This is a genomic window from Candidatus Hydrogenedentota bacterium (assembly GCA_035416745.1).
In the GTDB taxonomy this organism is placed as follows: domain Bacteria; phylum Hydrogenedentota; class Hydrogenedentia; order Hydrogenedentales; family SLHB01; genus UBA2224.
Window position 1 is genome coordinate 89,115 of the sequence record DAOLNV010000003.1, and the last position, 12,132, is coordinate 101,246.

General features: G+C 60.1%; 9 protein-coding genes. 4 read left to right on the forward strand and 5 right to left on the reverse strand.

Annotated elements, in window-relative coordinates:
- Window positions 1–25: 25 nt before the first annotated feature.
- The 5 genes from PLJ71_02270 to PLJ71_02290 form a co-directional block, all read right to left on the reverse strand.
- A complete protein-coding gene (locus PLJ71_02270) occupies window positions 26–1,291 on the reverse strand; it encodes a DegT/DnrJ/EryC1/StrS family aminotransferase (GenBank protein ID HQM47479.1) in 1,266 nt (421 codons plus the stop codon).
- Between the two features lie 244 nt (window positions 1,292–1,535).
- Window positions 1,536–1,679, reverse strand: coding sequence for a GxxExxY protein (locus PLJ71_02275; GenBank protein ID HQM47480.1), 144 nt, complete (start codon window positions 1,677–1,679; stop codon window positions 1,536–1,538).
- 207 nt (window positions 1,680–1,886) lie between these two features.
- Entirely contained in the window at window positions 1,887–2,393 is a 507-nt protein-coding gene (locus PLJ71_02280; GenBank protein ID HQM47481.1) for a hypothetical protein, read from the reverse strand.
- A gap of 273 nt (window positions 2,394–2,666) precedes the next feature.
- Window positions 2,667–3,335: a response regulator transcription factor gene (locus PLJ71_02285; protein ID HQM47482.1), complete on the reverse strand. Its 669-nt coding sequence runs from the start codon at window positions 3,333–3,335 to the stop codon at window positions 2,667–2,669.
- Complete coding sequence (locus PLJ71_02290) at window positions 3,332–5,758, reverse strand: PAS domain S-box protein (protein HQM47483.1); 2,427 nt, start codon at window positions 5,756–5,758, stop codon at window positions 3,332–3,334. Before PLJ71_02290 ends, PLJ71_02285 begins: the two co-directional genes overlap by 4 nt.
- Window positions 5,759–6,196: 438 nt before the next feature.
- Here PLJ71_02290 and PLJ71_02295 point away from each other — a divergent pair, with 438 nt between their 5' ends.
- From PLJ71_02295 to thiE, 4 genes are read left to right on the forward strand one after another with little or no spacing between them, the layout of a single operon-like run.
- Complete coding sequence (locus tag PLJ71_02295) at window positions 6,197–10,060, forward strand: C45 family autoproteolytic acyltransferase/hydrolase (protein HQM47484.1); 3,864 nt, start codon at window positions 6,197–6,199, stop codon at window positions 10,058–10,060.
- 24 nt (window positions 10,061–10,084) lie between these two features.
- Complete coding sequence (thiH, locus tag PLJ71_02300) at window positions 10,085–11,251, forward strand: 2-iminoacetate synthase ThiH (GenBank protein ID HQM47485.1); 1,167 nt, start codon at window positions 10,085–10,087, stop codon at window positions 11,249–11,251.
- Window positions 11,252–11,273: 22 nt separating this feature from the next.
- Window positions 11,274–11,474 (forward strand): sulfur carrier protein ThiS, encoded by a 201-nt coding sequence (thiS, locus tag PLJ71_02305; GenBank protein HQM47486.1) that lies wholly within the window; start codon window positions 11,274–11,276, stop codon window positions 11,472–11,474.
- Window positions 11,474–12,127 carry a thiamine phosphate synthase gene (thiE, locus tag PLJ71_02310; protein ID HQM47487.1) on the forward strand — a complete coding sequence of 218 codons (654 nt, stop codon included), beginning with the start codon at window positions 11,474–11,476 and terminating at the stop codon, window positions 12,125–12,127. The genes thiS and thiE overlap by 1 nt, the downstream gene beginning before the upstream one ends.
- Window positions 12,128–12,132 lie beyond the last annotated feature (5 nt).

Sequence of the window (12,132 nt, forward strand, 5' to 3'; positions counted from 1 at the left end):
TGGGGTATGAGGCAGTCATCCTTGTTTACAGCAGTTGGCGGGCGTTTTCGGCGACCTTTCTGAATGCGGCGGCTTGTTCTTCGATGATGGTCTTGTCGTAACGTTTGAACCACGGGATCGAATAACACAGCCTGTAACTATTCAAGGTGACGGGCAGCGATTCCGGGGCCTGGCGCAGGTCACGGCGGGAGTTGGCAATACGGGTGGGCTTGCCGTGCCCGTAAATGTCGCAATCGGTCAGCACCGGGTGGGTATGCATGGGCCTGTTCGCTCCAGGAGACGTGCTGGCGCCCTCGGCACACACTGCTTCGCAGAATCTCTCGATATCGAGTCCGCCGAGTTCCTCCGCGCGGTAGAGCCCTTTGGCGGCGTACCAGCCGCCCATGGTCGAACCGCTCTCTTTCGGGGGCCGGTGCGCTTTGATGCCCGGCGCGCCCTCAAGGAGGTCCCAGAAATAGTTCATGGCTTTTTGGATCTCGGCGACTCGGGCGTCGTAGTGGCGCAATTGGGACCGTCCCAGCGCGCTGGCGAGCTGGTTGACGCGGAACTTGACGCCGCCCATGGGATACCCGGCGTAGGGCGTCAGGCGCGGGTCGGTCAAGTCGCTGTGGCGCTCGTAATGGCCGTACGCGATGGCGCGCTCGTAGATGTACTTGTCGCGAGTAGCGAGCATGCCCATCTCGCTCGCGGCAAGCGATTTTCCCGACATGCACGACATGGCAGCGACGTGGCCGAACGTGCCGGTCTTGCGTCCCTTGTACAGAGTGCCATGGGCGTGCGATACATCTTCGATGACCTTGAGGTTGTGCTTTCCGGCGATGGGGAGGATAGCATCCATGTCGCAGGGATATCCCGCGTAGTGGACAACCATGATGGCCTTGGTCCGGGGCGATATCCATCGCTCGATATCGGCGGGGTCGATGCACAGGGTGTCGGGATGGATGTCGACGAAGACCGGCGTTGCGCCGAGTGCGAAAGTCTGGAGGGCCGAAGCCCAGTAGGTCATGCCCGGGCAGAGCATTTCGTCGCCCACGCCGATTTCGCACCCGAACATCGCGGCCTGAAGGGCCGCGGTGCCGTTGCAGTGCGCGAGGCAGTAGGGGATGCCGAGCCATTCGCCGAACTCTTTTTCGAATTGCTTCGTGAGGTCCGTGCCAGACATGTTCCCTGACCGGAGGACCTCGAGAACCGCATCCTCATCCTCTTTGGTGATCAGGGGCCATTTGATCAGTTCTTGCGGATCGGTTGTGGCAGCCTTGGGACCTCCGAACAGAGCGAGTTTCTCAGCCATGGTGCGGTTCCTCCCACTGGATGCAGCCAGTGTCATTCGCGCAGGGCAGGCGCTAGCTTCGCGTTACACAGCTGGACCTATTGTCCCCGCTGGGTTGTGCGATGGTAGCACACCGCTTTCGGCAAACCCAAGGGAACCGAATCGCTCCTAAACCGCCGGATAACACGACGATTGGGGAAACTCACACAACGCACGCGGAAGAAATGGCGCCCGCGAAGCTCGATTGGGATGGGGACCTGCCGTGCTATTCACAGACCCGGGTCTCCAAATCCCGCGCAAGAACCGCTTCGTACACTGTCTCCAATAGCCCGGGACCCGTCTCTCGATGAAGCGCCACCGCGCAATCCGCAATGATGCTTCCTATCTCATTCTGTTTCGGAGAATTCAATCTTCGTGTTCCCTGTGTCTCCGTGTGAGTTCGTTCTTGTCTTTAAGGAGACAATAAGATCCCTCCCACGAAGGCTCTCTTATCCGGCGACCAGGGATCGCGGTCATTTGTCGCCGGTCTTATCTGGCGCTCCAGCCTATTGCGCGAGACGATAAGGCGGGCGCAGAGCCATCATGCGAGAGGGAACAGAGGAAGCACTCCCCTGGGTCAATTGCCGGATGCCTTTTTGAATTGGCCGTTGCGGACGAAGTCCAGGACGTCGAGCAGCGCCCCCACCTCAGGCTCACATCCCAGGCAGTCAAAGAACTGCACGCATCCCGCGCAGATATGGGGGTGCTCCATCATGAGCGCATACTCCTGCTTCGGGCGGCCTGTCGAGAAAAGGCAGCCGTCTTTGCTCGCATGGAGAAAATCATCGGGTCTGAGCAGAGGATTGAGTGCGAGCGTGCGGTACTGCAACAAGCCAAGAGCCCCACAGAGCAGGAAATAGGATACGCGGTCCATGCGTGCATACTGCGCGATGCCTTCGCTTTGCCAGGCGGATACAGCAACCCCATAGTCGCGGAGGGAAAAGAGGGCCTCTTCGCGCTCGCGTGTGACGTGCAATGTGAGCGACTTCAGGCTCTGTGAGAGTGAAAACTCGTAGCGGGTTTGAGCCCGGGCGCCCACTTCGGGGAGCAGCCGGACCTCAGGTTCAATTCCCAAGACGCGCACGGGGAGAGATGTCCTTCCCCGCGTCCCTGGACATGTTCCCCATAGCCACGTCATCGATATCTTGCCTCCGCCGCGGCTGCCAAACGCACTTGCTTGGTTTTATCAGCCTCAACACTATTGGACGATTTCGAAGGCCGGATTCACAATCGGGTTGTTGCGGCATTTTGTGTGGGGAGGTTTCTCAAGATTTTGTAAGGTTATTGCTGACAGAGACCATTTCGCGGGATGGTACTAAATATGCAAAATCAGCGGATTGCTAGCCTGGTGTTCGTATCATGCAAGCGACCGCTTAATTGCCCATTCTACGCTGGTTTGGACAAGTTCGGCGCCGGTCTCGAGATGCAATTTCTCCTTAATACGGGCTCGGTAGGTTTCAACAGTTTTTACACTGATGCTCAGGCGCTCCCCGATCTGGCGGGTCGAGACCCCTTGACCAATCAATTCAAAGACTTCGAGTTCGCGATCGGTGAGCTGCTCGATGGCGGAAGTCTCGGAGCGGGCCTGGTTCTGGGCGAAGCTCATCAGAATCCGCTCGTTGACCTGGTCGCTTACGTAGATGCCTCCTTCGAGGACCCTGCGGATGGCCGTCACGATCACTTCGTCCGCTTCTTGTTTCATGACGTATCCGCGCGCTCCGGCACGAAGGACGCGTTCCGCGTAGATTTGTTCATCGTGCATCGAGACCACTAGAGCCTTGGTTTGGGGGGCAAGGCTGGGCAGGCGTTTGAGCAGCTCAAGGCCATTGGCGTTTTTCAACACGATGTCGACGATAACTAAATCGGGCTGCAGCGACTCCAGAAGATGCAGGGCTTGCGTAAGATCTTCGGCTTCTCCGCAGACGCTGATATCCGGTTCATGGTTGATCAACTGGGCGAAACCTCGCCGCACGATGGGATGATCGTCCACAACCAGAATGCGGTAGAGCTTGGGAACGCTGTTCATTCTAGGCTTGCCTCGTCTTGGGTTTTCTTCGCCGTCCCGGTTCGAAACAGGCACGATATCTCCGTCCCGCCGCCGAAGCGGCGCTTTACGGCGAAAGTAGCATCGGCCATTCGGGCGCGGTGTTCCATCAGGCGCAATCCCATTCCGCCTCCTCCTCCCGTCAGGGGTTGCGGAAGGCCTTTGCCATTATCCTCTATTTGAAGGAGTTTTCCCACTCCTGTTTCAATAAGCATGATCCGAATCTGGGTGGCCTCGGCATGCTTGACTGCATTGGTGACGGCCTCCTGTGCGATGCGATAGAGATGCTCGGCCTGGGCGGGACTTGAGATCAGCACACTGTCATCGCTCTCAAACACGCATTCTATGCCGGTCATTTGTTCGGTGTGTTCGCCCAGTTTACGCAGGGCGTTGGCTAAGCCGTCCGCCTCGAGATCGACCGGACAGGCGCCTTGCGAGAGCGTACGGGTATAGGCGATGGCTTCTTTGATGAGGTCAGCGATTTCCGTCACGCCGGCCGCTTCCGGAGCATCCTTGTCGGCAAGTGTCTTGGCCAATCCCCTGGTCAGAAACAGAATCCCTGCCAGGTGCTGTCCTAACCCGTCGTGGAGGTCGCGGCCGAGGCGCCGTTGTTCCCGCGAACTGATCTCGAGGATCTCCTTCTCGAGGAGTTTGCGTTCGGTAACGTCTTCCGCGAATCCGGCAAACCGATAGGCCTTCCCCTGGCTGTTTCGAATAGGAAACCCGCGGTGCACGAGCCAACGCGTCGTCCCGTCCGGTTGGACGATTCGGAATTCCGTGTCTGCTTCGTGAAACTCGTCCATGAATGTCCTGGCCATGCGTTCACGGTCGTCAGGGTGTACCGCGGCGAGAAAGGCCAGGGGATCCCCATAAAGGGTTTCTGCCCTCATCTTGCAGATCTCGGCAAATGCCGGACTGACGTACAGCCCGCGGCCGAAGTCGGCTGTTGCGAGCCAGAACATGGCATGGCTGCTTCCCACGAGCTGGCGGAACCGCTCTTCGCTTTCTCGAAGCGCCTCCTCGGCATGTTTATGGCTGATGGCGCCGGCAAACACTTCGGCCAGGAGCATAATCAGGGCAGACAGGGCTTCATCCCAATCATACCCGTCTTGCATGACCTCGAAACAAACGTAGCCGGCCAGGTAGCCCCGGCTCATCATGGGCGCGATGAGAAAGGACCTGGGCGGGCCCAGGCCGAAAAAGGCGCGTTCCTCCTGAGCGTCCGCAGGGAGATCCGTGAGGGTCGAGCAACGTATACATTCGCGGTTGCGCAGCTGGGCCATGAGCCAGGGGAAGCACTCGAGCGATTGTTGCAGCCGGTCTGTAATCAACGGCACCGGTCCCGCAGCACCCCAATCGAAGCGGCCTGCAATCTGTTTGCCATCACTCGAGAACAAGCCGATGCCGATATGGTGGACTGAGATGGTCTCCCCTATCTGGCCGATAGCGTGGCTGATGGCCTCATAGATCTGCTGGGGCTGCAGATTGATGAACCGCGTGGCAATTCCCGTCAGCAGCTTCTCGACCCGGAGATGCTGTTGAAGGCTCTTCTCCGCTTCGCGGCGCCGCGTGATGTCGCGGGCAATTCCCACGAAACCAACAGGCCGGCCGTTATCGTCCAGGACGGTGCTCGTACTCGTTTCCACAGGCACGATCCTGCCGTCTTTGGTCAGGCAGTCGTACTCTATGATGAACTTGTTGCCTTTAGCGATGCATCCGGACATCTCGCGCACAGCCCTTTCGCGGTCATAGGGGGCAATGAGGTCGATGATGGAGCCGCACCTGCTGCAGAGTTCTTCCGCGCTGGCATACCCCAGTTTTTGTGCTGATATGGCATTTGTCAGAAGTATTTTCCCGGAAAGATCGAAAAAGGTAATGGCGTCTGGCGCGGTCTGGACGAGGGCGTGATGGCCGGTCCTTTCCGAATCCAGGACCTCGGAGAGTAGTTTGCCTTCCGGGGCTTCTCGAAGGCAGAGCACCATGTATGGGGGCGTCTTGGGCCCGCCTTTCTCGAAGAACAGCCGCGCCACACCCGAGAAGGAGGCGCCATCGGCCCTGGCATGATGCGTTTCCATCATGAGCGCCCCTTCTTCGCGCGCACGGGCGATGCACGCGTTCCACTCGATTGCATGCGGTACAACAAATTCCGTGATGGAATGCCCGCATACCGTATTGCCCTGGGCAGCGTGCATTTCCAGGAAAGGCTTGTTGGCGAATTTGATGATGCCTTCTTCTGAAAGCAGACAAATCCCCTCGCTGGCGCAACCGGCGGCCTGCGCCAACATATCCGCGCGTTCCTTTTCCATCCTTGCCGCAAGGAGCGCTTGCTCGTAGGCAGCGAGCTTTTGCCGCAACTCGGGGGACATCTCCTCGAGTGCCGCTCCGCCGTTTACAAGGTCTGGCATGCGCGCATCCTTAATCCGTCAAACAAGACACTTCAGCCTGCCATGTTGATAACGTATTCGCCGCGACGCGGTCGCCAATCCCAATATCACTATAGAAGAGTAACCAATGCGAAGCAAGCCCTTCGGTCATGGCGCCGAGGACGGCTCTGGGCGGGCGGGAAACGTGAGGCGGCCATCGCGGGGCGGGTTTCCTTTCGCGAATGCCAGCCGGAGAACCTCCCGTGCAAGCGGCGTCGAAACGGCCGTGCGGGCATACCTGGCCGCTTCAGGCGCTCATCGCCTATGCGTCTTGGGATGCCGTGGCCCCCTGTATTGGTTTTATTGACGTTCACAGGTCAAAATGGCATGATTACTCCGTTTGAACTTGCTTCACAAGAGCCACGAGCACGCTGGGAGGGCCAAGTCGGCCCTTAGCATAGAGATAAAGGAACTTTTGCCGTGCGACGCTTACTCCGCTTTTGCTCCCTCCCCATGCTGGGAGTTCTTTCCCTTGTGCACGCGGGATGCCCTTCCCCTCCCGAGATGGGCATTGTGTTGATCGTTTCCCCAACAACGCTGGACTTCGGCTCAACGGAAACGGCGATGTCTTTCAAGGTGAGCAAGAACTACACCAGTCAGGCCATGGCGCCGTTCCGCGTTACCTCCAGCGATGCGTGGATATCCTTAGAGCCCTCTACCGGAACAAGTAACGGGCCCGATGACCCGATTACGGTGTCCGTAACCATCAAGCGTGACTTGCTGGGAGCGGGGACAAACAGCGGGACGGTGCGGATCACGTGCGAAGGGGCAACCGACCGATGGGTCCAAGTGACCGCGTTCCGCCAACTTGCGGCGAATTTCACTGTGAATGAAGTGCAGCCGTTCCAGGGCGACCCCATCACCTTTCAAGACATGTCGCAAGTTTCGGGCAACGTAAGCGGCACAAAGAGCTGGTTGTGGGATTTCGGCGACGGCGCCACCAGTGAGGCGCAAAACCCCTCTCACACATACGACACGATAGGGACGTTTGATGTAACTCTCACGGTGACTGTCGGAGAGGCTTCCGCAGCCCTCACCAAGCGCAATTACATCATGGTGCGCGAGAAGATAGGTCCCACGGCGGGTTTTTACGCCCTCGACACCACTGTGCCTGCGGGTTCTCCCGTGGGGTTTGTCGATCAATCCGAGCCTGGCACCGCCTCGATAACGTCGTGGCGATGGGATTTTGGCGATGGCCGCAGCGGCACAGGGGCGGCGCCCACCCACGCTTATGCCCTGCCAGGCGTGTATACGGTGCGCCTGACGGTTACAACCGCGCACGGCCAAGATGAAGAGGTCAAGCAGAATTACATCACGGTCGAGGCGGTGCCGCCGCAGGCCGACTTCACCTGCTCGAACGTTGAGCCTCTGATGGGCACCGAGGTGACGTTTACCGACCTGTCCGTGCCGGGCCACCTTCCTATCGCCTCGTGGTACTGGGAATTCGGCGACGGGGCGGTCAGCACGGAACGGAATCCGAGCCATACGTATGATACGTACGGGGTATTCAACGTCTCGCTTACAGTGGCCGACGCTGAGGGGAATCAGGACACCGAAATCAAGACTGGCTACGTATCCGTTCGCGGCTACGCGCCAGATGCGAGCTTCAATGTGGACCGTTCCTGGGGCGTCACCATAGATGAATTCGGTTTTGCCAATACATCCGACCCTGGCACGGGTCCGGCCACCTACCGGTGGCGGTTCGGGGACGGCTCGGAGAGTGCTCAGGAGAATCCATCGCATACATACACGGTCCGGGGAACCTATACCGTGTCCCTGGAAGTGCGCAACAATTTTGGAGTTGACACCGCGCAATACACTGGTCTGCGGGTTTACGACGCGAACGCCCTCGACCGCTATGTCCGTAAAGACGACGGCATCGAGCCGGCCGTCACGACGGAACCCCGGCAAACCTTTAATGGCGGGCGGTGGGATGTCCTAAAGTTTGCGTCGCAGCAGTGGCGCGATAGCGCCGAGGTGGCCCCGCATATCTGGCAGCACTGGCTGGGGTTGGCCATTCCGGATGTGATCCGGAACAAGACCGCCCTGTTGTTCATTTCGGGAGGCGACACGAACGACGCCGCGCCGGCGCCGTCCGCCGAGCTGACCGATTTCGCGGTGCAAGCCGGTTCCATCGTGGCTGTACTCACGACGGTGCCCAATCAGCCGTCCGTTTTCACGGCAGAAGGGGCGTCCCGCTCCGAGGATGAGATCCTTGCCTATACGTTTGACCAATACCTGGATGGCGCCGCCATGAACATGGCGGATGAAGAATGGCCCGCCCTTCTGCCCATGGCGAAAGCGGCTGTCCGTGCGATGGACGTTGTGCAGGAGTATTCGGCATCCCTGGCGGTTCCAGTCACTGTCGAGGACTTCGTGGTGACGGGCGCTTCCAAGCGTGGATGGACCACGTGGCTTACGGCAGCGACGGACCACCGCGTGGTGGGCATTGCGCCGATGGTTATCGACGTGCTGAATCTGGACGACCAGATGGACTGGCATTATTCCGCCCTGTGTGGTTATGCGGAAGCCATTCACGACTACGTTGACATGGGCGTGATTGACCGCCTGCATACGCCCGAGGGCGACGCGTTGCAGGCGATCGTGGATCCGTATGCCTATGCCGAACGGTTCGCTATCCCAAAACTGGGGTTGAACGGTACTGCCGATCAGTTCTTCGTGCCGGATTCCGCACAGTTTTACTATCCCGAGATCTCGAACTACGGCCCCATGTATCTCCGCTATTTCCCGAATGGCGATCATCATCTGCTCGAAGGCTACGACGCCACAGTGCGGGGGATGCTGCCGTTCTACAACGCCATCGTCAAACGCGAGACGCTCCCGTCCCTCGAGTGGCAGATCACCGATACGACGGATGAAGCTACGCTGACGGTGCAGCTTGACAGGGTTCCCCAGGCCGCATATCTCTGGACGGGGACCGTTGGGCAGACCTCGGGTGTGCGCGATTTCCGGCTCGACACCGTCGGCCCTGACGTATGGCAGTCCACGCCCATTTCGCCTGTTGGCACGGGCGGCACCAGCTATGCGGCTACCGTACCGAGTCCGGCTCACGGCTGGACCGGCTATTTCATGTCTTTCGAGTTCGCGAGCGGCACGGCGGGCGAGCCGCATGTATTCACCACCGAGGTGCGCTGTGTGCCGACCATGCCGCCCTGTTACGAACCTGGCGGCTACGGAACAATCGAGACCGCCGGCACGGGTACCGATGCCATTACGGTCGTGCGCGTGGGAGGAACCCGGTTTGAGATGGGCTATTGGTATGGCTATCTGCTTGCCGAGCAGATAGACGCCATTTGGGCGCTGTTCTCGGCGGTGGCGGAAGCTGAGTTTCCCGCCGGGACGCTGGACCTCGCCGTGAGCCAGTTGTGGAATTCGGAGTATTTCGACACCGCCGCGTGGGGGGAAGAGTTGGCGGGAGTCGCCCAGGGTTGCCGGATGGCCGGTTATCCGGGGATTACAGTCGATGTGCTCAAGAGAATCCTGGTCATTCCTGATATCTCGGAATACGGTTGCTCATTGTTTGCCGCATGGGGCAAAGCCACGGCCGGCGGTGAGATGTATCAGCTTCGCAACCTGGACTGGTCGATAGAGCTGGGAGCCCAGAACTACCCCGTTGTGGCTATTTACGAGCCCACGGACGGCGGCATCAAACACGCGGTCATCGGTTTCGCGGGGCTGGTGGGTATTGCCGGCGGCGGCATGAACGGCAATGGCATCGCGGTGAGCGAGATCATGGGGTATTTCTGCGACGAGGAGTACCTGGAAGGCATACCGTTCCCCGTCCTCCTTCGCGACGTTCTTTATCACGACAGCACGCTGACGCAAGCGCTGGCACGCATGAAAGGCGCTACGCGGACCAATCAGTATCATTATTGCATAGGCGATCCCAATGCGCCTGATCCGAAGGCGCGGCTGCTATTCACCAGCCGGACCCGTTTTGATGAGTGGGTCGATAACCAGTCGGTTACGGGTCAACATCCGTGCCACCCCAACGTCAACCCGGTCCACACGGCGCTGGATGACGCGGTTTATTGGAAGAATCACAATGGGCGCGACAACGAGATCATCTACGACGGCCTGTTCAGCCGGTACGGCACGCTGGATGCCCAAGGCGCTATTGCCATTGCCAAGGCGGCCGGCGTCAACAGCACCGTGCTCAGCATCGTGTACCATAACTCGGGTGGTGACTTCTGGGTAGCCTATGCCAACGGTACGGACCCGGCTCAAAATCAGGGATACGTTCACATTCTCCTGAATCCGTGAGTCTGGGCGAACGGAGGCTGCCCCATGAGTTTCGCCGATGAATTGGGCGCGTGGCCGCGCGCCCGCGTAATGGACGCCATCGAGCGCGCCCGGACGCAAGACGTCGAGGCCGCGCTCGCACGGGAGATGCGCGGTCCGGAGGACCTGTGCGCACTGCTTTCGCCCTGTGCGCGCGCGTTTCTGGAGCCGATGGCCCGTGAGGCCAGCAGGCTGACCCGGTGGCACTTCGGCCGCACGATCGGAATGTACGTGCCGCTCTACCTCTCGAATGTTTGCGGCGCGGACTGTGTCTATTGCGGCTATGCGGTTCGGTCGGGCAACAAAGAGAAGCGGCTCAACCTCAGCCGCGAGGAAATCCGCGCGGAGTGCGCGGCCCTGGCGGCCGAGGGGTTCCAGAACGTGTTGCTGTTGACGGGGGAAGCGCGCCGCGCCGCGCCTGTCGCATATATTGCGGACGCGGTGGCGCTTGCCCGCGAGTTCTTCCCGGCCGTCAGCGTCGAGGTGTACTCACTGGATGAGTCCGATTACCGGTTGCTTTGCCAGCGAGGTCTCGAAGGCGTGACGCTGTACATGGAGACCTATGACCGGGCGCTCTACAAGGCGGTCCACCTCAAGGGCGAAAAGACCGACTATGACTACCGTCTGGATGCGAGCGAGCGGGCGGGGCGGGCGGGTGCGCGGCGTCTGGGCATTGGGGCGCTGCTCGGCCTGACCGATTGGCAGGTGGATGGATTCTGGACCGCGCTCCACGGGCGTTACCTGCAGAGGGTGTGTTGGCAGAGCGCTGTGTCGGTATCCTTCCCGAGGCTGCTCCATACGCCGAAACGGTTTTCAGTGCCTCGCCTGGTAAGCGACGCCGAATTGGTGCAACTCATGCTGGCCATGCGCCTCTACCTGCCCGAGGCGGGATTCACTCTTTCCACGCGCGAGCGCTCGGAATTCCGCGATCATCTCATCCCGCTGGGCATCACGATGATGAGCGCGGGCTCGTCGACCCGCCCCGGCGGGTACGCCACGCATATCGATGAAACCCTCGAACAGTTTGCGATCGAGGATAGACGGCCTCCGGCGCACGTTGCGGAAGCCATTCGCGCCAAGGGATACGAGCCGGTCTGGAAAGATTTCGACTACGCATTCGATCGAGAGCCGGAACCGCACGAGCCCCTGGATGTAAGCAGCGGGGATTCGTGAAGGACGTTGGGAGAATAGGCGCATGCGGATTACATTGAACGGGGAGACGCGCGAGGTGCAGCCGGGGATCACCGTCCATGGGCTGATTCTGGAGTTCGGCCGGCAACCCGCGGCTACGGTCGTCGAACGCAACGGCGAGATTGTAGACCGGGATTCGTATGCGTCGCTGCATCTCCTCGATGGAGACACCGTGGAGCTGGTGCAGTTCGTGGGAGGCGGCTGATGGACCATGCGGAGCGAATGCGGCGTTTTGCGGACGCCGATCTTTATGTGGTGATTACGCAGTCGTTCTGCGCGGGCCGCTCTGCCCTGGAGGTTCTCGATGCAACGCTCGATGCGGGTGTCCGCCTGATACAGCTGCGCGAGAAGGACCTTACCGATAGGGAGCTCTACCAGCGCGCATTGGCGTTTCGCGAGCGAACCGGCGCGCAGGGCGCGCTGCTGATCATCGATGACCGTGTGGATATCGCGTTGGCGGTGGAAGCCGATGGCGTTCATCTTGGCGAATTTGATCTGCCGGTTGCGGCGGCGCGCCGGGTCGCCCCGGAGTTCATCCTTGGGGCCTCTTCGCACAATCTTGATGAAGCGTTGGCGGCGCAGGAGGCGGGCGCGAGCTATGTCAATATCGGCCCCATCTTCCCGACGCAGACGAAGTCCGTCGCCACGGGAGTTGTGGGGTTAGCCATGATTGACACCATCGCCCCGCGTTTGCGCATTCCGTTCACGACCATGGGCGGCATCAAAGCCGGCAACGTTTCGGAAGTGCTCCAGCGGGGTGCGCGGCACGTTGCCGTAGTCACCGCCGTGACCGCGGCTCCGGACGTCCGCGCCGCGGCGTCTGAGTTGAGGGCTTTGATACGAGGCTCACGGGAGTGAAGGGG

What these genes read in the sequence shown, in the direction of transcription:
- PLJ71_02285 (HQM47482.1), bottom strand. Translation starts at nt 3,335, where the DNA reads ATGAACAGCGTTCCCAAGCTCTACCGCATTCTGGTTGTGGACGATCAT.
- thiE (HQM47487.1), top strand. Translation starts at nt 11,474, where the DNA reads ATGGACCATGCGGAGCGAATGCGGCGTTTTGCGGACGCCGATCTTTAT.
- PLJ71_02290 (HQM47483.1), bottom strand. Translation starts at nt 5,758, where the DNA reads ATGCCAGACCTTGTAAACGGCGGAGCGGCACTCGAGGAGATGTCCCCC.
- thiS (HQM47486.1), top strand. Translation starts at nt 11,274, where the DNA reads ATGCGGATTACATTGAACGGGGAGACGCGCGAGGTGCAGCCGGGGATC.
- thiH (HQM47485.1), top strand. Translation starts at nt 10,085, where the DNA reads ATGAGTTTCGCCGATGAATTGGGCGCGTGGCCGCGCGCCCGCGTAATG.
- PLJ71_02270 (HQM47479.1), bottom strand. Translation starts at nt 1,291, where the DNA reads ATGGCTGAGAAACTCGCTCTGTTCGGAGGTCCCAAGGCTGCCACAACC.